24 protein-coding genes are annotated in these 23,625 nt (G+C 63.2%); 14 read left to right on the forward strand and 10 right to left on the reverse strand.

All coding sequences use genetic code 11. The features are described from left to right. Positions 1-57: 57 nt before the first annotated feature. On the forward strand, positions 58-654 hold the full coding sequence (gene plsY, locus IVA82_RS04940) for a glycerol-3-phosphate 1-O-acyltransferase PlsY (RefSeq protein WP_247387863.1): 597 nt from the start codon (positions 58-60) through the stop codon (positions 652-654). Between the two features lie 147 nt (positions 655-801). Further along, on the forward strand, positions 802-2,013 hold the full coding sequence (locus tag IVA82_RS04945) for a patatin-like phospholipase family protein (protein ID WP_247387862.1): 1,212 nt from the start codon (positions 802-804) through the stop codon (positions 2,011-2,013). Here IVA82_RS04945 and IVA82_RS04950 read toward each other — a convergent pair. Further along, on the reverse strand, positions 2,005-3,249 hold the full coding sequence (locus tag IVA82_RS04950) for an amidase (protein ID WP_247387939.1): 1,245 nt from the start codon (positions 3,247-3,249) through the stop codon (positions 2,005-2,007). The genes IVA82_RS04945 and IVA82_RS04950 overlap by 9 nt on opposite strands. A gap of 91 nt (positions 3,250-3,340) precedes the next feature. Between IVA82_RS04950 and dprA the strand changes: the two genes are divergently transcribed. Further along, positions 3,341-4,483 carry a DNA-processing protein DprA gene (dprA, locus tag IVA82_RS04955; protein ID WP_247387861.1) on the forward strand — a complete coding sequence of 381 codons (1,143 nt, stop codon included), beginning with the start codon at positions 3,341-3,343 and terminating at the stop codon, positions 4,481-4,483. A 491-nt stretch (positions 4,484-4,974) separates the two neighbouring features. Here the strand turns inward: dprA and IVA82_RS04960 are convergent, their stop codons facing one another. Continuing rightward, positions 4,975-5,385, reverse strand: a complete 411-nt coding sequence (locus tag IVA82_RS04960) for a helix-turn-helix domain-containing protein (RefSeq protein WP_247387859.1) — start codon at positions 5,383-5,385, stop codon at positions 4,975-4,977. Between the two features lie 86 nt (positions 5,386-5,471). Between IVA82_RS04960 and IVA82_RS04965 the strand changes: the two genes are divergently transcribed. Next, on the forward strand, positions 5,472-6,080 hold the full coding sequence (locus IVA82_RS04965) for an FMN-dependent NADH-azoreductase (protein WP_247387858.1): 609 nt from the start codon (positions 5,472-5,474) through the stop codon (positions 6,078-6,080). Between the two features lie 72 nt (positions 6,081-6,152). Here the strand turns inward: IVA82_RS04965 and IVA82_RS04970 are convergent, their stop codons facing one another. Continuing rightward, positions 6,153-6,335: a hypothetical protein gene (locus tag IVA82_RS04970; RefSeq protein WP_247387856.1), complete on the reverse strand. Its 183-nt coding sequence runs from the start codon at positions 6,333-6,335 to the stop codon at positions 6,153-6,155. A 175-nt stretch (positions 6,336-6,510) separates the two neighbouring features. Beyond that, entirely contained in the window at positions 6,511-7,284 is a 774-nt protein-coding gene (locus IVA82_RS04975) for an SDR family oxidoreductase (protein WP_247387854.1), read from the reverse strand. 120 nt (positions 7,285-7,404) lie between these two features. Here IVA82_RS04975 and IVA82_RS04980 point away from each other — a divergent pair, with 120 nt between their 5' ends. Continuing rightward, positions 7,405-7,902 carry a helix-turn-helix domain-containing protein gene (locus IVA82_RS04980; protein ID WP_247387936.1) on the forward strand — a complete coding sequence of 166 codons (498 nt, stop codon included), beginning with the start codon at positions 7,405-7,407 and terminating at the stop codon, positions 7,900-7,902. Positions 7,903-8,054: 152 nt separating this feature from the next. Here the strand turns inward: IVA82_RS04980 and IVA82_RS04985 are convergent, their stop codons facing one another. Continuing rightward, positions 8,055-8,294: a hypothetical protein gene (locus tag IVA82_RS04985; RefSeq protein WP_247387853.1), complete on the reverse strand. Its 240-nt coding sequence runs from the start codon at positions 8,292-8,294 to the stop codon at positions 8,055-8,057. A gap of 225 nt (positions 8,295-8,519) precedes the next feature. Between IVA82_RS04985 and topA the strand changes: the two genes are divergently transcribed. From topA to rpmG, 6 genes are all read left to right on the forward strand, one after another. Then, positions 8,520-11,273, forward strand: coding sequence for a type I DNA topoisomerase (topA, locus tag IVA82_RS04990; protein WP_247387852.1), 2,754 nt, complete (start codon positions 8,520-8,522; stop codon positions 11,271-11,273). Positions 11,274-11,280: 7 nt separating this feature from the next. Next, positions 11,281-13,620: a ribonuclease R gene (gene rnr, locus IVA82_RS04995; protein WP_247387851.1), complete on the forward strand. Its 2,340-nt coding sequence runs from the start codon at positions 11,281-11,283 to the stop codon at positions 13,618-13,620. A gap of 5 nt (positions 13,621-13,625) precedes the next feature. Next, the gene (locus tag IVA82_RS05000) at positions 13,626-14,066 is read left to right on the forward strand and encodes a DUF983 domain-containing protein (RefSeq protein WP_247387850.1); all 441 of its coding nucleotides are present in this window, start codon (positions 13,626-13,628) and stop codon (positions 14,064-14,066) included. Between the two features lie 33 nt (positions 14,067-14,099). Further along, a complete protein-coding gene (locus IVA82_RS05005) occupies positions 14,100-14,849 on the forward strand; it encodes an NUDIX domain-containing protein (protein WP_247387849.1) in 750 nt (249 codons plus the stop codon). 375 nt (positions 14,850-15,224) lie between these two features. Then, positions 15,225-16,550 carry an LLM class flavin-dependent oxidoreductase gene (locus tag IVA82_RS05010; protein WP_247387848.1) on the forward strand — a complete coding sequence of 442 codons (1,326 nt, stop codon included), beginning with the start codon at positions 15,225-15,227 and terminating at the stop codon, positions 16,548-16,550. 124 nt (positions 16,551-16,674) lie between these two features. Next, positions 16,675-16,842 (forward strand): 50S ribosomal protein L33, encoded by a 168-nt coding sequence (gene rpmG / locus IVA82_RS05015; RefSeq protein WP_007603295.1) that lies wholly within the window; start codon positions 16,675-16,677, stop codon positions 16,840-16,842. 206 nt (positions 16,843-17,048) lie between these two features. On the opposite strand, the gene IVA82_RS05020 is transcribed toward rpmG, so the two are convergent. The 4 genes from IVA82_RS05020 to IVA82_RS05035 form a co-directional block, all read right to left on the reverse strand. Then, entirely contained in the window at positions 17,049-17,228 is a 180-nt protein-coding gene (locus IVA82_RS05020) for a hypothetical protein (protein WP_247387847.1), read from the reverse strand. 97 nt (positions 17,229-17,325) lie between these two features. Next, complete coding sequence (locus tag IVA82_RS05025; RefSeq protein WP_247387846.1) at positions 17,326-17,556, reverse strand: hypothetical protein; 231 nt, start codon at positions 17,554-17,556, stop codon at positions 17,326-17,328. Between the two features lie 382 nt (positions 17,557-17,938). Continuing rightward, positions 17,939-18,502 carry a GNAT family N-acetyltransferase gene (locus tag IVA82_RS05030; protein WP_247387845.1) on the reverse strand — a complete coding sequence of 188 codons (564 nt, stop codon included), beginning with the start codon at positions 18,500-18,502 and terminating at the stop codon, positions 17,939-17,941. Between the two features lie 258 nt (positions 18,503-18,760). Next, entirely contained in the window at positions 18,761-18,955 is a 195-nt protein-coding gene (locus IVA82_RS05035; RefSeq protein WP_247387844.1) for a hypothetical protein, read from the reverse strand. Positions 18,956-18,983: 28 nt separating this feature from the next. Between IVA82_RS05035 and IVA82_RS05040 the strand changes: the two genes are divergently transcribed. After that, positions 18,984-19,526, forward strand: coding sequence for a sigma-70 family RNA polymerase sigma factor (locus tag IVA82_RS05040; RefSeq protein WP_247387843.1), 543 nt, complete (start codon positions 18,984-18,986; stop codon positions 19,524-19,526). Positions 19,527-19,591: 65 nt separating this feature from the next. Then, the gene (locus IVA82_RS05045) at positions 19,592-20,278 is read left to right on the forward strand and encodes an anti-sigma factor (protein ID WP_247387842.1); all 687 of its coding nucleotides are present in this window, start codon (positions 19,592-19,594) and stop codon (positions 20,276-20,278) included. Between the two features lie 154 nt (positions 20,279-20,432). On the opposite strand, the gene IVA82_RS05050 is transcribed toward IVA82_RS05045, so the two are convergent. Further along, positions 20,433-22,067 (reverse strand): hypothetical protein, encoded by a 1,635-nt coding sequence (locus IVA82_RS05050; RefSeq protein ID WP_247387841.1) that lies wholly within the window; start codon positions 22,065-22,067, stop codon positions 20,433-20,435. Positions 22,068-22,744: 677 nt separating this feature from the next. Between IVA82_RS05050 and IVA82_RS05055 the strand changes: the two genes are divergently transcribed. Next, positions 22,745-23,347: a DUF6647 family protein gene (locus IVA82_RS05055; protein WP_247387840.1), complete on the forward strand. Its 603-nt coding sequence runs from the start codon at positions 22,745-22,747 to the stop codon at positions 23,345-23,347. Positions 23,348-23,625: the final 278 nt, after the last annotated feature.

The following is a 23,625-nucleotide window of genomic DNA, read 5'->3' on the forward strand; positions in this document are numbered from 1 at the left end:
AGGATCATGCGCGGCGCCGCAATTCGACATGGAGATGCGGCCATTGGAGGTTCAGCCATGGGGCTTGAAATGTTCCTGCCGGTGGCGTTGGTCATCGGCTATCTGCTCGGCTCGATCCCATTCGGGCTGATCCTGACCAAACTCGCCGGCACACAGGACCTGCGCTCAATCGGCTCCGGCAGTATCGGCGCCACCAACGTGCTGCGCACGGGACGCAAGGGCCTTGCCGCGGCAACCCTGCTGTTCGATGCCCTCAAGGGCACTGCGGCGGTGGTGATCGCCGGCTACATCGCCGGCCCCAATGCCGCGATGCTGGCCGGGCTCGGCGCCTTCCTCGGCCATCTCTTCCCGGTCTGGCTTAAATTCAGGGGCGGCAAGGGCGTCGCCGTCTATATCGGCATCCTGCTCGGCCTGTTCTGGCCCGGCGCGCTGGTGTTCTGCTTGCTCTGGTTAGCGACCGCCTTCACCACCCGCTACTCCTCGCTCTCTGCGCTGGTCGCGGCCTTCATCACGCCGCTGTTCCTGTGGTGGTTCGGTCACCTCGCACTGGCCGCGCTGGCCGCCGTGCTGACGCTGTTGCTGTTCTACGCGCACCGCGAGAACATCAAGCGGCTGCAATCGGGCAGGGAAAGCCGGATCGGCGAGAGGGCATAAGCCGGAAAAAAGTACGTATACCGCCGCACCCTTTCCGCATTATGTGCCAAATCCCGTTCGCAACTTGGAGCCGAATCACGGCTGTATTGGCGAATGGATTCCAGGCCTGTCATCCCCGAATGGGATGGCCTTACGCGGTTGCTCAGAATGAGCGAGAAGATTGTCGGCGCGCATCATGACAATGGTTTGCAAGGTGCTGCGCGCACCGCGGCGAGCCGGCTGCTCTTCGCAACGGACATCTGGTCCGGTGCTCCTTCGCCGCCTCCCGCCGCAGAGCCGCCCCCTGTCTCGCCGCCAACGCCGACGCCAGATCCCGTCGCGCAAGGCCCTGCCCCGGCCCTGGTCGTAACAACTCCCGTGCCTGTTGCGCGCGACCAAGGCCGTTCTGAGCAATGGCCGCCGCAAAAAGTGTCGCTGGCCCTCCAGGGCGGCGGCACCTTTGCCGCCTTCACCTGGGGTGTGCTGGAGCGTTTGCTGGAAGAACCTACCATCGAGATCGACACCATCAGCGGCGCCAGCGCCGGCGCGATCAATGCGCTTCTGCTCGCGTCGGGCTTCGCCGAAGGCGGCCGCGAAGGTGCCCGCGCCCGGCTAAGCCGGTTCTGGATCCGCCTCATGCACGAGGCCTCTTTCCGCTCGCTGATGCTGATCGGCGGATTTTCGCCGACGGGAAGCTCGGTCGCATTCGGGCCGACGCTGCGCTCCGGCCAGTTCGATCCGTTCGACCTCGATCCGCTGCGGCAGGCACTGTCGCGCGACATCAACTTTGCGGCGCTCTGCGATGCGAAGTGCCCAAAGCTGCTGATCGCGGCGACGCGGATCCGCGACGGGCGACAGCAGATCTTTCGCAACGAGGCCATCTCCGCTGATGTCGCGCTGGCTTCGACCTGCCCGCCTTTGGTTCACTGCGCCGTCGAGATCGACGGCGAGGGCTATTGGGACGGCGGCTTCGGCGGCAATCCGCCGCTGCTGCGGCTGGCGCAGGAAACAACGACGTCCGATTTGTTGCTGATCCAGGTCACGCCGGCGCGCGACAATTACGTGCCGATCACGCTCGCCGCCATCGACCGCCGTCTCGACCAGATCGCGGCGAACGCCGCGCTCAATACCGAGATCGCGGCGATCGAATGGGCGCAATCCAGCGCGGCACCGGCGCTGCGGCTGTCCAGGATCGCGGCGGAGGATTCGGTCGACGGCCTGGCGCAGCGCTCTTCGGCCGATCTTGGCCGCGGCTTCATCCGCCTGCTACACCGGAGCGGCCGCGAGGCCGCCGGACGCTGGCTCGGGCAAGCTGCCGTGACGGCACAGATCGACACGCAACGCGCAGCACCTGTCACTGCCGAACCGGCGCTAGCCTGATTTCGTCAGCGCTTCCTCCAGAAACCATGCCGCCGCAAGTGCACCCGGATCGTTACCGAAGCGCGCGATCACCTGCACGCCGATCGGCAGGCCATCGACCTTCAGCACCGGCACGTTGACGCAAGGGTTACCCATGAGCGTCCACAGCCGGTTGTAGCGGGGGTCGCCGGTGGAGGCGAGCTCCTTGGCCGGTGCGGTGCCAGGCGCCGAATAAGTCAGCAGCACGTCGACACCCTCGAACAGTTCGCCGAGCTCGCGGCGGCCGCGGCGGCTGATCCGGCGCGCCTCGTCATATTCTTTCGGCGTCAGGCCGACCGTCGCATCGAGGCTGGCCCGCAGCATCGGTGCGATCTCGTCGTGATGCTCGGAAAATTCCCAGGCCAGCGCGCGATGCGCCTCAAAGTCCTGGACGATCGAGTGGATGCGCCAGGCCTCCTGCACCGCCTCGGGCAGATCGATGATCTGCACGCTGGCGCCGGCGCGCTCGGCCGCCTTGATTGCGGCTTGCAGCCCTTGCTCAGCCGCAGGCTCGACGGCGCCGGCGAACTCCTGCCGGACCACGCCGACGCGCGGCGATTTTGCTGCGACGATGCCGGAGAACTCGGTGCGACCGGTCATCGCCAGCAATCCGCGCGCGAGATCCTCCGCGCGGGCTCCGAACAGCCCGACCGTATCGAGCGCCCACGAATAGCATTTGACGCCGACCGTCGGCAGCATCCGGAACGACGGCTTGATCGCGGCAGCCCCGCAATAGGCGGCGGGCCGGATCACCGAGCCGCCGGTCTGGGTGCCCAGCGCCAGCGGGATCATGCCGGCGCCGACGGCGGCTGCCGAGCCCGAGGACGAGCCGCCCGGCGTATGGCCGAGATTATGCGGATTGAGCGTCGGTGTCGGATCGCGCGAGGCAAACGCCGTGGTCGTGGTCTTGCCGATGATGGTGGCACCTGCCCGCTTCAGCATCATCACCACAGGCGCGTCACTGCGCGGCTGCCAGTCCCGATAAATCTCCGAGCCCATCTCGGTCGGGAAATCGGCGGTGTCGACGATGTCCTTGATCCCGACCGCGATGCCGCGCAGCGGACCGGAGCCTTGCGCCTTCGCCGACTTGTCGTGGCGAACGAAAGCGTGGACGTCCTTCTCTTTGGCCTCGATCGCCGCGAGCGATTGGGCGATGGCCGCATCGGGCGAAAGCTCACCGCTCTCGATGCGGCGCTGCAGGTCGGCAAGTGAGATCATGACAAAACCCTTCTTATTGCCATCGCTTTTAGCATCGCGCCGAAGCCGCGCAAGCGCACGGAGCTGTTGCGCAACGCCCTCAGGTTGTTCCATGCTGTGCCTGCAAGGAGACGCCGTAGACGCCATCAACCCAAGTGTGGAGCTGACCGAGGCTGACCGGGTCGACCGGCTGCGGCTGATCCGCTCCGACAATGTGGGCCCGCGCACCTTCCGTTCGCTGGTCGATCATTTCGGCACCGCGCGCGCGGCGCTGGAGCGGCTGCCGGATCTCGCGCGCCGCGGCGGCGCGGCGCGATCGGGCCGGATCGCTAGCGCCGACGAGGCCAAGGCCGAACTCGCCGCGAGCCGCAAGCTCGGCATCGCCTGGCTCGCGCCCGGCGAGGACGGCTATCCGGCGCGGCTGGCGATGATCGACGACGCGCCGCCGCTGCTCGCCGTGCGCGGCGATACAAAAACCTTGATGCGGCCGACGATCGCGATCGTCGGCTCGCGCAACGCCTCCGGCGCCGGGCTGAAATTCGCGGGCCTGCTCGCGCGCGAGCTCGGCGAGGCCGGTTTTATGGTCATCTCGGGCCTCGCCCGCGGCGTTGACCAGGCCGCGCACCGCGCCAGCGTCGCAAGCGGCACGATCGCCGTGCTCGCCGGCGGCCATGACTGCATCTATCCGCCTGAGCACGGCGATTTGCTCGCGGCGATCCTCGACCAGAACGGCGCGGCCATTTCCGAGATGCCGCTCGGCCACGAGCCGCGTGCCCGCGATTTCCCTCGCCGCAACCGGCTGATCTCCGGCGCCTCGCTCGGCGTGGTCGTGGTGGAGGCGGCGCACCGCTCGGGCTCGCTGATCACCGCGCGCATGGCCGCCGAACAGGGCCGCGAGGTGTTCGCAGTCCCCGGCTCGCCGCTCGATCCGCGCGCCGCCGGCACCAATGATCTGATCAAGCAGGGCGCGACACTCGTCACGGAGGCTGCCGACATCATCAACGCGGTCCAGCCGATCATGGAGCGGCCGGCGATGCACACCGCAGGCGAGCCCGACAGCGAGCCGTTCGAGAGCGATCCGCAAGGACATGACCGGGATCAGATCACCGGCCTGCTCGGCCCGGCGCCGATCGGCATCGATGATCTCGTGCGGATGTCCGGCGCCTCGCCCGCGATCGTGCGCACGGTGCTGCTGGAGCTCGAACTCGCCGGCCGGCTGGAACGCCACGGCGGCGGGCTCGTGTCGCTGCTCTAGATGATGAAGTCAGATTCGTTCGGCTGGCCGGGTTCACCTTTCCCCAGCGGGGAGAGAGATCGGATTGCGCCTGGCGATGCGAAGCATCGTCCAGTGCAATCCGGGTGAGGGGCTGCAGCGCTCAGTGAGACCAGAACCCCTCACCCGGATCGCATCCTACGATGCGATCCGACCTCTCTCTTCGCAGGCTATCGCATATGGATTCACGAGGATTGTCCGTGGGCTTGCTCCGCCTCTCCCGCTTGCGGGAGAGGCCGACGCGCTCGCAGAGCGCGGCGGGTGAGGGCTCTCGCCACGCAGGGATGTCCTCCGCAATCCTCAAAAATCCCGACGCGGAGACACCCCCACCCCAGCCCTCCCCCGCAAGCGGGAGAGGGAGCCCAGTGCCGATGTCGCCGCATCGTGCACCCATATGCGATAGCCCTGTCTCCCGTCGGGAGAGGTGTTCGGAGTTCTCGGCTGGCATCCATTCCATCAAAGCCCATTCGACTTTAACCGCCGTTGCGCTCGTCGAAGCGCGTTCGCGCCGCGGCGATCTGCTGCTGGTGCTCCACCGCCCATTGCCCGAGCGCCACCACCGGCTGCTGGAGCCCGCGACCGAGATCGGTCAGCTCATAGTCCACGCGCGGCGGAATGGTCGGAAAGATCGTGCGCGTGACGAGGCCATCGCGCTCCAGCCCGCGCAACGTCAATGTCAGCATCCGCTGCGAGATACCGTTGATCATACGCTTGAGCTCATTGAAGCGCTTTGGGCCGTCGCCGAGCATCATGATCACGAACACGCTCCATTTGTCGCCGACACGCGCGAGGATCGAGGCGACGCCGCGGCAGTCGGCATGGTTGGGATCCGGCCTCGGCGCGGCAGGCAAATCGATGTGTGCAGGTTTCAGGGATGTGCCCATGGCTCAAAAAAGTGCGTTCTTGCGGGGTTTTCGGTAGTCACTCATGTAGTGCGGGTTACAAATCTATACCAGAGGTGATCCCCCAAATGAAACTCCTCCATATCGACTCCAGCGTGCTCGGCCCCCACTCCGTCAGCCGCCAGGTTTCCGCCGCCGTCGTCGACCGGCTTCGGCAGGCGACGCCAGCGCTCGACATCGTCTATCGCGACCTGACCCAGACCCCGCTCGCCCATCTCTCCGGATCCCACCTTGCCGCCGCGCAAGGTGCGCCGGCGCCGGCGGAGCTCGGACCCGACCTTGCCGCGAGCGCGGCCGTGCTCGACGAGTTCCTTGCCGCCGACATCGTGGTGCTCGGCGCGCCCATGTACAATTTCACCATCCCGAGCCAGCTCAAGGCCTGGATCGACCGCGTCCTGGTGGCGGGGAAGACCTTCAAATATGACGCGAATGGCCCGCAGGGCCTCGCCGGCGCCAAGCGCGTGATCGTGGCGATCTCGCGCGGCGGCTATTACGGCGCGGGCTCGCCCGCCGCATCGCTCGAGCACCTTGAGAGCTATCTGCGCGGCGTGTTCGGCTTCATGGGCATCCAGAATCCCGAATTCATCATCGCCGACGGCATCCAGGTCGGGCCGGACCATCGCGAGAAGTCCCTCGCCGGCGCGCTGCAGGCGGCAACCACTCTCCACGCAGCCTGAGGCCACGCGCACATCATCAGCCGCCGCTGGATTGCCCACGGCGGCTGATGGACGCGCCCGTGTTCGGTTTTGCTAAAACCAGACGCCCTGGATGCCCAGGATCACAGCAATGAGCGAGACGAACAGGCCGATGCCGGAGAACAACGCCACTGCCACGAGTTCGGAAGTGCCGGAGCGCTTCGCCGGAATGGCGGATTGTTCGGTGTAAATACGCGGTGCTGAAATCGGTGAAAGAATGCGAGCTGCCTTTGGCATTACGGGCTCCTTAAATTGGGCCGTATGGGCCCCCTGCCCGTAAAAGTGTCTTGGCAGCGCGTGCGAAGGTTCAACGCATCACGCAAGGTTCAGCAAATACATCCCGTAAGACGAAGGAACCGGCCGACGCAAACGCTCCGGCTACACCGACCGATTTAGTTTTCATTTGAATTGATCAACCGCGATAGATCGGCGCGCCGGCTGGCGAGGCAACCGCGCCGCCGTCGACGAAGATCTCCTGGCCCTGCACGTGCGCGGAATCGTCCGAAGCGAGGAACAGCACGGTCTTCGCAACGTGATCCGTTTCACCGATGCGCCCGAGCGGCGTCGACAGCGCGATCCGCTTCTCGAACGCCTTCTCGGCTTCGGGCGTCGCGGTCGCAGGTCCCCAGATCGGCGTGCGGATCGCACCGGGGGCAACGACGTTGACGCGGATGCCGCGCGGCGACAGCTCCGAGGCCATGATCCGCGCCATTGCGCGCACGCCGGCCTTCGCGGCGCCATAGGCCGAGTAGCCGGGAATGCCGAGCACGGAGATCACGGACCCGTTGAGAATGATCGAGGAATTGTCGTTGAGATAAGGCAGCGCCGACTGAATGGTGAAGAACACGCCGGTCAGGTTGGTGCTGATGACCTTCTCGAAGGTCTCCAGCGTGGCTGAGCCGAGCGGCGTGCCGCCGGCGATCCCACCATTGGCGAACACGATATCGAACTTGCCGAACTTATCGGCACCCTGCTTGATCGCAGCTTCGGTCGCGGCGATGTCGGTCGCATCGGCGACGATTGCGACGGCGTTCGGACCGAGCTCCTTCGCGGCAGCCTCCAATGTCTCTTTGTTGCGCCCGGTGATCACCACCTTTGCGCCTTCCGCCACGAACAGCTTTGCCGTCGCAAGGCCAATGCCGCTATTGCCGCCAGTGATCAATGCCGTCTTGTTCGTCAATCTCACGCTCGCCTCCAGTGGTTTCATCATAAAACTAAATTGCCATCTAGAGCAAATGGTTTTATGATGCAACCACGCAAGCGCGTGATCTGCCAGGTCCGGCAGGCACACGAGGGGATCGACACGATGGTGAAACGAACGAGCTTCGAGGGCGATGGCTGTCCAATCGCGCGCTCGCTGGAGGCGATCGGCGACTGGTGGTCGCTCCTGATCATCCGCGAGGCGCTGTTCGGCCTGCGCCGGTTCGGCGAGTTTCAGAGCAAGCTCGGCATGGCGAAGAACATTCTAACAGTGCGGCTGCGCGCGCTGGTCGACCACGGCATCCTGGAGACGGCCCCCGCCTCCGACGGCAGCGCCTATCAGGAATATGTGCTGACGCCGAAGGGCCGCGGCACCTTCCCGATCCTGGTCGCGCTCCGGCAATGGAGCGAGGAATTTGACGACCGACCCGAGGAGATCGCGACCATTCTGGTCGACCGCGCCAAGCGCCGCCCGGTGCGCAAGCTCGAGCTGCGCGCGGAGGACGGCCGGTTGCTCACCCAGGCCGACACGACGCTGAAGCCGCGGCCCGCACCTCGCCGACGTTCGGCTGCAGCGCGCTCGATGCCGTCCCCGTCATCCTGAGCGCTCGTCCTGCAACGTAGGACGAGCCTCGAAGGGCGACGGCCCGGCTGCATCGCGGCCATTCATCCTTCGAGGCTCACGGCGCGATGCTTCGCATCACGCCACTCGCGCCTCCAGCGACGAGCGCTACGCGCTCGCGCGGGGATGACGGATCACGACAGCTTGCGCTTGCTCCGCAGCCTCAGATGCTCATCGGCCTCCAGCTTGGTCATGCCCAGGAGATAATGCAGCACATCGAGCTTGTGGCGCTCGGCGAGCTTGCGCAACGCCCCGACCTGCTCGGCGATGAAGGTGACCGCCTCCTCCCCGCCGCCTTCTCCCGGTTCCTCGGGACGCGAGCGTCCCTGCCCGCCCGAAGTTTCGCGCGCTCGTTTCCGCACTGGCTTAGTCACCAGACCCACCCGAATCCATGCCCGCAGGAACTCTACGCCGGCATTGACCGCAACTCAAAGGTGGTATTCTGCAACTTTCTCGATATGAAATTTTTCCCATTCCGGCGCCTTTCAACACCCCTCGATTTGACAGCGAGGGTCTCACCACCCATGTTCGGGTCGAAACGGCCGACCCGAATCCTCTCGAATTCGGCCCATAATTTCCCCATAAGTTACTGGAACTACATGAATATCGTCATTGTGGAGTCGCCGGCGAAAGCCAAGACGATCAACAAATATTTGGGCTCGTCCTACGAGGTTCTGGCCTCATTCGGCCATGTCCGAGACTTGCCCGCAAAGAACGGATCTGTCGATCCCGACGCTAATTTCAAGATGATCTGGGAGATCGACCCCAAAGCGGCCGGCCGGCTGAACGATATCGCCAAGTCCCTGAAGGGCGCCGACCGCCTGATTCTGGCAACCGACCCCGATCGCGAGGGCGAGGCCATCTCCTGGCACGTGCTGGAGGTGTTGAAAGAGAAGCGCGCGCTAAAGGACCACAAGATCGAGCGCGTGGTGTTCAACGCCATCACCAAGCAGGCCGTCACGGACGCCATGAAGCATCCGCGCCAAATCGACGGCGCGCTGGTCGATGCCTACATGGCGCGCCGCGCGCTGGACTATCTGGTCGGCTTCACCCTCTCCCCCGTGCTGTGGCGCAAGCTGCCGGGCGCCCGCTCGGCGGGCCGCGTGCAGTCGGTAGCGCTGCGGCTGGTCTGCGACCGCGAGCTGGAGATCGAAAAGTTCGTTGCACGCGAATATTGGTCGCTGATCGCGACCCTGCTCACCCCGCGCGGCGACGCCTTCGAGGCGCGCCTGGTCGGCGCCGACGGCAAGAAGATCCAGCGTCTCGACATCGGCACCGGCGCCGAAGCCGAGGAATTCAAGAAGGCGCTGGAGGCCGCCGCCTACGCGGTGACCGCGGTCGATGCAAAACCCGCCCGGCGCAATCCGCAGGCCCCCTTCACCACCTCGACGCTGCAGCAGGAAGCCAGCCGCAAATACGGCTTTGCGCCGGCGCACACGATGCGGATCGCGCAGCGGCTTTATGAGGGCATCGACATCGGCGGCGAGACCACCGGACTCATTACTTATATGCGTACCGATGGCGTGCAGATCGATCCGTCCGCGATCACCCAGGCGCGCAAGGTGATCGGCGAGGATTACGGCAACGCCTATGTCCCGGACGCGCCGCGCCAGTACCAGGCCAAGGCCAAGAACGCCCAGGAAGCGCACGAGGCAATCCGCCCGACCGACATGTCCCGCCGCCCCGACAGCATGAGCCGCAAGCTCGATGCCGATCAGGCCAGGCTCTACGAGCTGATCTGGAAGCGCACCATCGCCAGCCAGATGGAATCGGCCGAGCTCGAGCGCACCACGGTCGACATCACGGCAAAGGCCGGCGGCCGGACGCTGGAGCTGCGCGCCACCGGCCAGGTCGTCAAGTTCGACGGATTTCTGGCGCTCTACCAGGAAGGCCGCGATGACGAGGAGGACGAGGACTCCCGCCGCCTGCCCGCAATGGGCGCCGGCGACGGGCTGAAGCGGCAGTCGCTCGCTGTCACCCAGCATTTTACCGAGCCGCCGCCGCGCTTCTCCGAAGCCTCGCTGGTCAAGCGCATGGAAGAGCTCGGCATCGGCCGGCCCTCGACCTACGCCTCGATCCTCCAGGTCCTGAAGGACCGCGGCTACGTCAAGCTGGAGAAGAAACGCCTGCACGGCGAGGACAAGGGCCGCGTCGTGGTCGCGTTCCTCGAAAGCTTCTTCAGCCGCTACGTCGAATACGATTTCACCGCCAATCTGGAAGAGCAGCTCGACCGCATCTCCAACAACGAGATCTCCTGGCAGCAGGTGCTGAAGGATTTCTGGATCGGCTTCATCGGCGCCGTCGATGAGATCAAGGACCTGCGCGTCGCGCAGGTGCTGGACGTGCTCGACGACCTGCTCGGACAGCACATCTATCCACCCCGCACCGATGGCGGCGACATCCGGCAGTGCCCGAGCTGCGGCAACGGCCGCCTCAACCTGAAGGCCGGCAAGTTCGGCGCCTTCGTCGGCTGCTCGAACTATCCGGAATGCCGCTACACCCGCCAGCTCGCCGCCGATGGCGAGGCCAGCGCCGACCGTTCGCTCGGCCAGGACCCCGATACCGGCTTCGACGTCTGGGTCAAGGCGGGCCGCTTCGGCCCCTACATCCAGCTCGGTGAGCCGAAGGATTATGCCGAAGGCGAGAAGCCGAAGCGCGCCGGCATCCCGAAGGGCACCTCGGCCGGCGATGTGGACCTCGAGCTCGCGCTCAAGCTGCTGTCGCTGCCGCGCGAGATCGGCAAGCATCCGGAATCCGGTGAGCCGATCACGGCCGGTCTCGGCCGCTTCGGCCCGTTCGTGAAGCACGAGAAGACCTATGCCAGCCTTGAGGCCGGCGATGAGGTCTTCGACGTCGGCCTCAATCGCGCGGTGACGCTGATTGCCGAGAAGGTTGCCAAGGGCCCGAGCCGCCGCTTCGGCGCCGACCCGGGCAAGGCCATCGGCGACCACCCGGCGCTCGGGACCGTCACCGTGAAGGGCGGCCGCTACGGCCCCTACGTTACCGCGGGCGGCGTCAACGCGACGATCCCGAGCGACATCGAGAAGGACGCAATCACGCTGCCGCAGGCGATCGCCCTGATCGACGAGCGCGCGGCCAAGGGCGGCGGCAAGGTCAAGGCGAAGAAGGCGGCGAAGCCGGCCAAGGCCAAGAAGGCTGCCAAGGGCGATGGCGCCGCGCCAAAACCGAAGAAACCGGCCGCGAAGAAAGCCGCGGCCAAGTCGAAAACAGAATCCACCAGCAAGGCGCGCGCCGCCGTGCCGTCGACGGCCAAGACTTCCGCAGTCAAGACGTCGCCGACCAAGGCGTCCGCAGCCAAAGCTCCGGCCAAGAAGAGTGCCGGCACGAAATAGAGGTTAAGTGAAACGCAACAATGACCATGGCTTTCCCGATCGGAACGCCATCGTCGCCTTCATCAAGGCAAACCACGGAAACGTCGGCACCCGCGAGATCGCGCGCGAGTTCGGCCTGAAAAACGCCGATCGCGCCGAGCTCAGGCGCATGCTGCGCGAGCTCGCCGATGACGGCGTCGTCAAAAAGAAGCGCCACAAGATTTCAGAGCCCGACAGCCTGCCGCCGACGCTGCTCGCCGACATCACCGGGCGCGATGCGGACGGCGAGGTGATCGCCTCCCCGGCCGAATGGGACGAGGTCGAAAGCGGCGAGCCGCCCAAGATCATTATCGAGATGCCGCGCCGGCCCAAGCCCGGCACGGCGGCCGGCGTCGGCGACCGCGCGCTATTGCACGTCGAGCGCTCGGAGGAGACCGAAGGTCCGGCCTATCGCGGCCGCATCATCAAGGTCATCGACAAGGCCAAGAGCCGCATCCTCGGCGTGTTCCGCGAGCTGCCCGAAGGCGGCGGCCGGCTCGTCCCCGTCGACAAGAAGTTCGCCGATCGCGAGCTGAACATCGCCAAGGCCGACGCACAGGGCGCGCAGGACGGCGACCTCGTCAGCATCGACATCGTCCGCTCGCGCGGCTTTGGGCTGGCCTCGGGGCGGGTGAAAGAGAAGCTCGGCTCGGTCAAGTCGGAGAAGGCGATCAGCCTGATCGCGATCTACGCCCACGACATCCCGCTGCAATTCTCGCCCGCGGCCGAACGCGAGGCGGAAGCGGCGGAGCCGGCCAATCTGAAGGGCCGCGAGGATTGGCGCGACGTGCCGCTCGTCACCATCGATCCGCCCGATGCCAAGGATCATGACGATGCGGTGCACGCACAGCCAGATCCCGATCCGAACAACAAGGGCGGCTTCATCGTCGACGTCGCCATCGCCGATGTCAGCTTCTACGTGCGGCCGGGCACGACGCTCGACCGCGATGCGCTCGATCGCGGCAACTCGGTCTATTTCCCCGACCGCGTCGTGCCGATGCTCCCCGAACGCATCTCCAACAATCTCTGCTCGCTGGTGCCCGGCGAGCCGCGCGGCGCACTCGCAGTGCGGATGGTGATCGGCCCGGACGGCCGCAAGCGCTCGCACCGCTTCCACCGCATCCTGATGCGCTCGGCGGCCAAGCTGAACTACGCGCAGGCGCAGGCCGCAATCGACGGCCGGCCGGACGACACCACAGGGCCCCTGCTCGACCCGATCCTGAGGCCGCTCTATGCCGCCTATGCTTGCGTCAAACGCGCCCGCGATGAACGCGATCCGCTCAATCTTGACCTGCCCGAACGCAAGATCCTGCTGAAGAGCGACGGCACGGTCGATCGCGTCATCGTTCCGGAGCGGCTGGATGCGCACAAGCTGATCGAGGAGTTCATGATCCTCGCCAACGTCGCGGCAGCCGAAATGCTGGAAAAGAAGTCGCTGCCGCTGATCTACCGCGTGCACGACGAGCCGACGCTGGAGAAGGTCCACGCGCTCGCAGAGTTTTTGCAGACGCTGGATGTGCCGTTTGCCAAGGGCGGCGCGCTGCGGCCCGCTCTGTTCAACCGCGTGCTGGCCCAGCTCGAAGGCCACGACCATTTCCCGCTGGTGAGCGAAGTCGTGCTGCGCGCGCAGGCGCAGGCGGAATATTCCGCCGAGAATTACGGTCATTTCGGCCTGAACCTGCGCCGCTACGCGCATTTCACCTCGCCGATCCGCCGCTATGCTGATTTGGTCGTGCACCGCGCCCTCGTCCGCGCGCTCGGCCTCGGTGAAGGGGCGCTGCCCGACAGCGAGACGCCGGAAACCCTCAGTGAGGTCGCGGCCCATATCTCGGTAACCGAACGGCGCGCCATGAAGGCCGAGCGCGAAACCGTCGACCGGCTGATCGCGCATCATCTCGCCGACCGTATCGGCGCGAGCTTCCAGGGCCGCGTCTCCGGCGTCACGCGCGCCGGCCTGTTCGTCAAGCTGGCCGAGACCGGCGCCGACGGCCTGATCCCGATCCGCTCCCTCGGCACGGAATATTTCAACTATGACGAGGGCCGCCACGCGCTGGTCGGCACGCGCAGCGGCACCATGCACCGGTTGGGTGACGTGGTCGACGTGCGTCTGATAGAGGCAGCGCCGGTCGCAGGCGCGCTGCGCTTCGAGCTGCTGTCGTCGTCCGGCGAGACCGCGCCGCGGGACCGCAGGCAATCCGGTCCTCAGCGCCGTCCCTCGTTCAAGGCGCATCCTGGACGCAGCCCGAACAAGCGCAAGCCGGAGAAGAAATCCGGCAAGGCGAAGAAGGGCAAAAGCAAGAGCAAGGGCGCAAAGGGCAAGGCCTGGTAGAAAGCGTGGTAGCGATGAACACGGTCCCGAAGATCTGGACGCGCGAGACCGGCCTCGCCGAGAAGCGCGACCTCTGGGCTACGATGAAGCACGGCTTTTTCGGCCGCTGCCCGCGCTGCGGCCAGGGCAAGCTGTTCCGCGCTTTCCTGAAGACGGCGGACCATTGCTCGGTCTGCAGCCTCGACTTCACGCCGCATCGCGCCGACGATCTGCCGGCCTATCTCGTGATCGTCATCGTCGGCCACATCGTGGTGCCGAGCATCCTCTGGATCGAGACCAATTACACGACGCCGGTGTGGCTCAGCTTTGCGGCCTATTTGCCTTTCACCTTCGTCGCCTCGCTCGCGCTGCTGCAGCCGGTCAAGGGCGCCGTGGTCGGATTGCAATGGGCTCTGCGCATGCACGGCTTTGACGACAATCCTCCGGATGGTATTCCGCCTGTGTAGGCAAGATCATCGAGAATTAGTTCGGGTGAGGAAATGACGGATATCGCGCAGGCGGAGAAGCCAAAGGTCCACGAGGCGAAGGAAGCCGACCACCATCCCTATTTCCGCCCCAAGGATGCCGCGACGCTGATCCTGGTCGATCGCAGCGGTGCCATTCCAAAAGTGCTAGTCGGCAAGCGCCACGACAAGGTGGTGTTCATGCCCGGAAAATTCGTCTTTCCCGGCGGCCGGGTCGACAAGGCCGACTACCGCGTGCCGTGTGCAGCACCGATCACCGCCGAGCTGGAAGCCAGTCTCGCCAAGGGCAGCCCGAAGACGCCGGCCTCGCGCGCAAAATCGCTCGCCATTGCCGCGATCCGCGAGGCCTGCGAGGAGACCGGCCTCTGCCTCGGGCGCAGGATCGAGGGCAAGGTGCCGAAGCTCGAAGGCCCCTGGAAGCCGTTCGCGGATGCGGGCCTGTTGCCCGACCCGTCCGGCCTGTTCCTGATCGCGCGCGCCATCACCCCGCCCGGCCGCGTCAAGCGCTTCGACACCCGCTTCTTCACCGCGGATGCCTCCGCGATCACACACCGCGTCGACGGCGTGATCCATGCGGATGCGGAGCTGGTCGAGCTGGTCTGGGTCGAGCTCGGCTCGAAGCCGCTCGCCGATCTGCATCCGATGACGCGCAACGTGCTCAACGAGCTCGACACCCGCCTTGCCACCGGCCCGCTCCGCCACGACGCGCCGGTGCCGTTCTTCCATTTCTACGGCGGCAAGATGCAGAAGGATGTTTTGAGCTGATGCGGCTCTCGCCGTCAGGGCGATCGCATATGGGCTCATCTCGTTGTGGCCGATCCTTCGAGACGCCCGCCTTTGGGGCGGGCCCTCAGGATGAGGATGGAGTCCGCGGTAGCCGTCTCAACGGGCGCCGATGCCGCTTAGCCTCATCCTGAGGAGACCGCGGAGCGGTCGTCTCGAAGGACGGGGCGGGCGCTCAGGCCGGCCATATGCGATAGCCCTGCCTTCATTCCGGGGCGCGCGTAGCGCGAGGCTGGAATGACAGGCTTATGCTGAACGCTCTTCCAAAAACAAAATAATCTTCCCGCCTCCCCCGATGGCGAAGTTCCGGCTCGTTCCTATGTCCTCTTGAACGACACCCAGAACGGATACCGGGCGATGGCACAACAGCAACTCAAGCTTGGCGCGTTCATGCGCCCGATCAGCATCCACACCGGCGCCTGGCGCTATCCCGGGGCCTGGCCGGACGCCAATTTCAATTTCGGCCACATCAAGCAGCTGATCCGGAAGCTCGAGGCGGGCAAGTTCGACGCCTTCTTCATGGCCGATCACCTTGCCGTGCTGAACATGCCGGTCAACGCGCTCAAGCGCAGCCACACGGTGACGTCGTTCGAGCCGTTCACGCTGCTGTCGGCGCTCTCGGCCGTCACCGAGCGGATCGGCCTGATCGCGACCGGCTCGACCACGTTCGACGAGCCCTATCACGTCGCACGGCGCTTTGCCTCGCTCGACCATCTCAGCGGCGGGCGTGCGGGCTGGAACATCGTCACCACCTCGAACCCGGACGCGGCGCTGAATTTCGGCCTCGACGATCACATGGAGCATGCCGAGCGCTACAAGCGCGCCCGCGAGTTCTACGACGTCGTCACCGGCCTCTGGGATTCCTTTGCCGATGACGCCTTCGTGCGCGATGTCGAAAGCGGTCTTTTCTTCGAGCCGTCAAAAATGCACGTGCTCGACCACCAGGGCAAATACTTCAAAGTGCGCGGTCCCCTCAACATCGCCCGGCCCGTGCAGGGCTGGCCCGTGATCGTGCAGGCCGGCGCCTCCGAGGACGGCAGGCAGCTCGCCGCTGAAACCGCGGAAGCCGTGTTCACCGGCGGCGGTGGCCTCTCCGACGGGCAGAAGCTCTATGCCGACATCAAGGGCCGCATGGAGAAGGTCGGTCGCGATCCCGAACACCTCAAGATCCTTCCCGGGGCCTTCGTCGTGGTCGGCGACAGCGTCGACGAGGCCAGGGAGAAGCGCACGCTGCTCGACAGCCGCGTGCATTACGACAGCGCCATCGCCTCGCTGTCCGTCATCCTCGGCACCGATGCCTCCGGCTTCGATCCCGACGGTCCGCTCCCCGACATCCCGGAGACCAACGCCAGCAAGAGCGGCCGCCAGCGCATGGTGGATCTCGCCGCGCGCGACAAGCTCACGGTGCGCCAGCTCGCCCAGCGCGTCGGCGGCTATGGCGGACTGTCTTTCGTCGGCACCGCCAAGACCATCGCCGACCAGATGGAGGAATGGCTGGTCGGGCGCGGCTCCGACGGATTCAACATCATGTTTCCGTTCCTGCCCGCCGGCCTCGAGGATTTCGTCGACAAGGTGGTCCCGGAGCTCCAGCGCCGCGGGATTTTCCGCAAGGAGTATGAAGGGGCCACTTTGCGCGAGAATCTGGGCCTGCCGCGGCCGAAAAACCGCATCTTCGAGGCCTGATCGGGCCGATTTGAGCGGTTTTCCGGCCCTGAAACCTTGACATCAGGCGGTTTCTGGCTAGGTTGCCGGCCAACGCGGGCCGTTTGGCCGGCTCCAGATTCCCCTATTTCTCGAGGTTCAGAACATGGCCAAAGCGGTCACCATCAAGGTCAAGCTCGTGTCCTCGGCCGACACCGGCTTCTACTACGTCGCCAAGAAGAATTCGCGCACCATGACCGACAAGCTGGTCAAGAAGAAGTACGATCCCGTGGCCCGCAAGCACGTCGAATTCCGCGAAGCCAAAATCAAGTAAGATCGCGGAACGCTGAAAACTTTTGCGGGGCCCTTGCGGGCCCCGTTTTCGTTTGCACGCTCGTGTCCGGGACGCGCTGCGCGCCAACACGCGCGTCTTCGACACGCTATGCCGCTGCTGCGCAGAGCTGTCCTCCTTCAGCATCGCGTGCTCGACCTTCCCGGCAAAACTCCGCAATCAATCGGCCAAGAGCTCGACCGTTCAAGTCATGGCATGGCGACCGCCGCCACAAGATCGCCGTCGGCCACACCTGGACCTGCTGCGGCGAAATAAATTGCGGCGAGCGCAAGCACAGCGAACGCTGCATATCCGAGGAGGATCAAGCCGTCGTAATTGCGAGCCGTTGGACCGTAGGAAGTGTTTTGGATTCGATCGGTCATCGTCATGTCAATTACTCCCTGTTGGAACAATAAATTTTCGCGTGGCAATAATTGCGGAGAAGTGAGTTCGCACGGAACGCTGGTTCGGGGTTGGCGCGCGAACTTATTTCGATCCGCTAAATCGCGCGATCTGCGCCTGCTGTCCTGGCGAGCTAGACTGCGCGATCTCGGTGTCCTTGGGTCCAGCCCGAAGATACCCTACGCCGATGAGAACGAGCAGAACGGCGGAGTAGGCTAAAGACCAGCCAATCTGCCATCTGCGCCACAGTTTGCGGTCTACGGGACTTAGCTCGTCGAGGTATTTTCTCCGATGAGGCTCCAGATATTCGATCATGTGACGCTCCATCATCAGTCCCCGTCCTGCGGATCCCCGCTCGCCTCCATATCGTCAGACCAACAATGGTCAGGCATCCGAACGTGTTAAGCGCGAAAATGGTCGCCATCGCGGCATCATGCGAGACGATCACCGCGTAGCTCACAGTCGCAATGTTTGCGGCGGAGAACAGTAGCCAGGTAAAGACTGAAACAGCCTTGGCGCCGTTGTTGTCGCGATGAACGCGCACGATCTGGGGAAAATAGCCCAATAGCCTTGCTGTGTTCAAAAATGCGAATGCGCCAAACGAGTAATCTGCCAAAGTCATTTCTGCACTCCAATACCTGAGTATCTGGTTCGCTCTTCTGTGAACCAGCTCATATGGCTCCGGAAAGCGAAGGAGCTAAATTTGTCTCCCGCGCTGCCCTTTGATTTCCGGCAAGTCATCGGCAATGGGTATTCTCAAATGTCTTGTGATGATTGGCTTCTGCGCAAGATCGATCCGGGCACGGAACGTGCCAAAAGCAAGATCGATCCTAGCTCCCGCCCTTTGCGCGAGCCTTCGCATCGGCCAGTTGTCGCTCGTGTAGATAAGATCAACGCTTCGGGCATCCATATCCAACGCTTGAAGCATCGACGCATTCAGCAGGTGCCGACCCATTCCACGCCGACGAGATGCTCCCTCGACCACGATCAGAAGCTCCATCACCCTCGAGCCGCCCTGCCGATAAAGCTCCAGCATCCCGCGAAGCCTCTGTTCAGAGAAGATTCCGAGCATGAGTTCAGCGTTTTCGAGCGCGGTGATCGCGTGCAGATCGAGCGCCGCGTCCGAGAGCGGCGCTCCAAACCGGCGGCAACGGGTCTCTGCATCGAGCCTGGACAGAAATGCCTGCACCGACGGAAGCTGCCCAATGTCGAGCTGACGGATGTCGGGATCAGAGTGGTGTGGGTTGAACCACAACGGCACGTCTCTCTCAGCTCGCGCGATTCCACTAACCGCCGCCATTGGCGTTCCTTTGAGCGAATGCTCGAATTGCCCAAGCGTACCGATGTTCAGTTAACTTGGCCCGATGCGAAAAAATTCCCGGTGGCTACCAGAAATCTTTTTTCTTCGTCGATTGGAATAAACGGCGACGTTTTCGAGTCTATTCGTGCCGTTGGATTCCAGCGACAGGTAATCCGTTCCCGCTACGCCTCGATCCAGCAAGCGGATTGGCGCTGTACACTATCCAGCAGGAGCCATCGCGCGCTGGGATGCGATGATCTCATCGCGGCGCCTCAATTGCAGCGAATGGTCCATTTGGATGAGGTTGGCTGCTGCTGCGACTGATGCACCGAGTTGCGAGGCTGCTTGTTCTTTGGAGGACGCTGGCAGCAAGCGTCCACCTTTTTTCTGATGACCGGGAATATTTGGTTCCATATTTGAGTTCATTAGACAGGGGACGAGGTTGAACTCTAACGACGACAGGAGGAAATTCGCGGTTGTCGTTGCGCCCTATCTGGCCGATGCGCATGCGTTTGCGCGCTGGCTCATGCACGACCGTGCAGACGCCGAGGACGTCGTGCAGGAGGCGTGCATTAGGGCGTTCCGCGCATTGCCGCGGTTCTCGGGACCGAATGCACGCGCTTGGCTGCTGACGATAGTGAGGAATACCGCTTTCACCTTGCTTAGGGAAAAAAAGGCCGCGGCTTTGGTCGGCCTTGACGAGCTGAGCGAGAGCGATCGCTTCACCGTCGAGCGGGGAAACGAAGTGGATGCAGCAGGATCGCCCGAAGCAGCGCTAATTGCCGCCGCCGATGCGGCGAAACTCGAGGCGTCCATCGCGGCCTTGCCGGCCGAATTCAGGGAAGTACTGGTCTTGCGGGATATCCAGGGACTCGAATATCGCGAAATCGCTGGCATCACCGGTAGCCCGGTCGGTACGGTGATGTCGAGGCTTGCGCGAGCCCGCCACAAGCTGATTGCACGAATGAAGCAGGAGAGTTGCTGATGCCACTCTCCGACGACCATGATGTGCATCTCATTCACGCCTATATCGACGGGGAACTCGACGTTATGGCCGCGCTCGCAGTCGAGCGCAAGATCGCAGCCGAGCCCGACTTGCGGAAGCTCGCAGATGAAATCGCCGCCTTGAAGAAAGTGCTGGCCGAGAAATTCCCGCCGGAGACGATTCCGCCACGACTGCGATCGCGGATCGAGGCCACCTTTGCGCTCGAAACGAGACAACGAATGCCCAATTGGGCCAAGATCGCGGCATCGATCTTGGTCGTGGCTGCCCTGTCAAGCACCCTGACTGGAATTGCACTCCGCGCGACCGCGCCACAGGAGATCGTGGTAGCCGAACTCTTTGACGCCCACCTCCGCTCGCTGATGGCAGCACAGCCCACGGATGTTGCTTCTTCGGACCAGCATACGGTCAAGCCCTGGTTCAACGGACGGATCACCCAATCGCCACGGGTCGTCGATCTTGCTGCTCAAGGCTTCGAACTTGTCGGCGGACGCGTTGATGTCATCAGCAGGACTCCGTTGTCGACCCTGGTATATCGCAGACGCGAGCACGTGATCAGTCTGACCGAAATCTCCGGGCGTGATCAGCTCGACCTGCCATTCGATTGGCGGGCGGAGAATGGCTTCAACATGATCAGATGGTCGGGCCGTGAGCGATCGTATGTCGCGATTTCAGATCTGAACGTGAATGAACTCGAAACATTTGCGAAGGTGTTCCGAGGTAGCGCCAGCTAGCGCCTGCTCACGATCGCTCATCAGGCAGACAGCCACTCAAACTGGTCGATTCCGGCGATACCTTCCGTTCGGCTGACGATTGCAACGCGGCGCTGCAAGTAGCGCACGAGGTTGCAAACGTATGTCCAGTGTGCGGGCAATCTTGAGTATCGGCTCAGGCCAACAAATCGTACTGATGTGGCGCGAAAATAAAATCCTCAGGCCTGAGTGCTTGCTCGCTATGCACGACTACGTCGTTGTCAGGACCGAACGTGATCGTGCTCTCGTGCGTGGCAAACTCAAACGATGAGATACTCAGATCACTGAAGTTCTCGATACCGAGCCCAGAGACATCGATGTGATCGGTTCCCAGATTCGAGAGTCCCTGCCCGAAATCCTCGACCTTGTCGTGGCCGTTGTCGAAATTGAACGCGAACGTGTCGTTTCCTCCGCTAGCCAGGCCAAGCATGACCTGGGCATCGCCCCAGATGTCGTCGTTGCCGGTGCCGCTAACCAGGGTGTCGTTGCCGCCGCGTGCGTCGTCGGACATGGACTGGGCATCGCCGACGAGAATGGTCTCGTAGCTGCCTGCCGGATGCGGATTCGGATCATTGCCGCCGACCAGCGTGTCATTGCCGGCGTGCGCGTCGCCCGAAATGCTCGACGCATCCCCATAGGCCTGATTGACGAGATGAGAAAATACGTTGCCGCCGATATAGGTGTCATTGCCGCCAACGGCCTCATCACCCATATTGCCGCCGGCATCGCCGTAGAAGACATTCTGGTCTTGCGCGCCTGAGGCCTGGAATATGTCATCGCCGCCGTGCGCGCGATCGGACATATCGCCCGTGGCGTCGCCATAGAACGTACTTCCCCCTAAGCCGGTCTTGTTGAACGTGTCGTCCCCTCCGCACGCCAAACCGGACATGTTCCCGCCGGCATCGCCGGAAAAGACGTTTCGGTCAGCGGGTGTTGCGTCGCTGGAGTCATTGAACGTGTCGTTCCCGCCGATGGCGGAAGCGGACATGTTTCCGCCGGCGTCGCCAAAGACGAAATTGAAAGGATTAATCCCGCTCACAGCGAAACTATCGTCGCCCCCGGTCGCATGGCCGGCCATGTCACCTCCGGCGTCACCATAGAGATAATTGTTGTATTCGAATCCGCTCGCGGTGAATCTGTCATTGCCGCCGTGGGTATCCCCGAACAAGCTGCCGCCGGCATCTCCATAGAACACAAAAGTGCCATTCGGCCCGATATGACCAACGAAGGTGTCATTACCGCCGATGGCACGATTGGACATGTTTCCGCCCGCGTCGCCATATATAGTGACTGTTTGCTGCCCACCGCCGGAAACATCAAAGTTGTCATCGCCACCGCGAGCTTGGCCGGACAATGTTTCGCCAGCGTCACCATAGATATTCACTGTCACTCCAGGCGTAAAAGCCAGGGGTAATCCGACATTGAGGATGTCATTGCCGGCAATGGCCCGGTCCGAGATGTTGCCTCCAGCATCACCGTACATATCCAAAGTGAAAGCCTCGCCAGGGACGAGAATGGTATCCGGTATTTGAGCAGACAACGTGTCGTCGCCGCCGCGGGCATGGGCCGAAATGTTTTCACCCGCATCACCAAACAGCTGTCCGGAGCCGGAAGTCAGCAAGGTGTCGTCGCCGCCGATCGCGCGGCCGAGCAAGTCCAGACCAGCGTCCCCGAACAGCGTGTTCGTGGGATCGGAACCGACCAGTGTTTGGGCTCCGCCGTGCTGGCGAGCTTCGAGTGATCCAGTCGTGTCGCCAAAGAGAACAGTCATGTGCCCCTCCCTCGCGGTTTGCAGGTTGGTGCGGAGACGCGTCTTGATGACTTACAACGTTTCGTTGTTAGAATTAAATCACGTTTTTAAACAAATTAAATCATATGTTCTTCTTAGTGACGAGTTGCGGTGGTCCCCCGAACTTCTGGTTTGGGTCACACAGTAGATGACTCGAAGCCGCATGGCTCCATGTCAGCCTTGGGCCCAACTGCGGACCATGCGCCGCCTTGCTCCCAGAAGTGCACTACTTCTGACCCTTATCGATTCATTATCCAATTGAAATCCAATTGAACCTTTGCAGCATTTCCGGGACCCACCTCTGTGGAGTGGGGGAACGGAGGTTTCCCATGACGAAGCATCGGAGGATTTCCGGATTTGTGGCTGTCGCCCTCCCTTGCTGCCGCCACCACCGCAGTCACCATTAAGTCATACTCGTCCTCTGCCGATCGTCCCGCAGCGTCCGCCAACGCGATGTCAATCGGAGAACTCACAGCCGGCGCCGGCAAGCTTCCGACTGATGAATTCGATGACCAATCAGTGATCTATTCGAAAAAGCGCTAAGCGAGAGGCAGATCACAAAGGTCTCCTGAAGGGAATGCTATGCTCCCAGCAATTCAATTGCTGGCTGACTTTTTTGAAGAAAATTTCTGTTTCGAACAACCTCTGAGGAGGTTTTCATGTTCAGACAATTTCTTTTGCTCGCAGTCACGGCCTCTCTAACGCTAGCGGTTTCATCCAAAGCCTATTGTCGTGATGATGGATTAGCGCCCAGTGCGGTTCCCGAGTCACCTTCGGTTCTGCTGCGTGCCGACGCTACGCGAACTGCGGAAGACTTGCTGGATGAAATTGTGACTTGGCTCTCCTCGAATTTCGATCTGCCTGCCATCAAAGAACGTCCCGCCGTCGAATTTGCGTCGAGGATGAAGCTTGCGACGATGCGGGCCGGAGACGGTGCCCTTTCGGAGGGTCTCACGAACCACGACGAGCTAAATCAACCAGGGCAGCGTCAGGTCGTCGCCCTCTACAACGACAAGTCAAGAACGATCCTGCTCCCGGATGACTGGACTGGAACCTCACCAGCCGACCAATCGATCCTGGTCCACGAAATGGTCCATCACCTCCAGAATCTCGGCAAGCTCACGTTTGAATGCCCGAGGGCGCGAGAGAAGTCGGCCTATCTGGCTCAGGACGAGTGGCTTGGGCGGTTCGGAATGAGCTTGGAGCACGAGTTTGACGTCGACATGTTCACAGTGCTGATTTCCTCAGCATGCATGTTTTGACCAGAATTAGATGGCCAGACTCTTGGCAGTCGTTGCAATCATACTGGCGCTCTTGGTGATGGTAAGGGAGCAGCAGCAGCAGCAGTTTATCCTGCTGCCAACGGGACCAATGCCGGCGACGCTCATCCCCTAATTGGGGCGGGGCAGCCAATCGACCTCAGACGCTGCGACCCGATGTTCGTTAATGGGATGGTCCGGCCGTGCTCCTGCCCCGCCAGCAAGCGAAGCTGGCAAGGGGCGCCACAGACAAGGAGCACGCCATGTCTCAGACACCCAAT

Origin of the sequence: Bradyrhizobium sp. 142 (assembly GCF_023074015.1) — a bacterium.
Classification (GTDB): Bacteria; Pseudomonadota; Alphaproteobacteria; order Rhizobiales; family Xanthobacteraceae; genus Bradyrhizobium.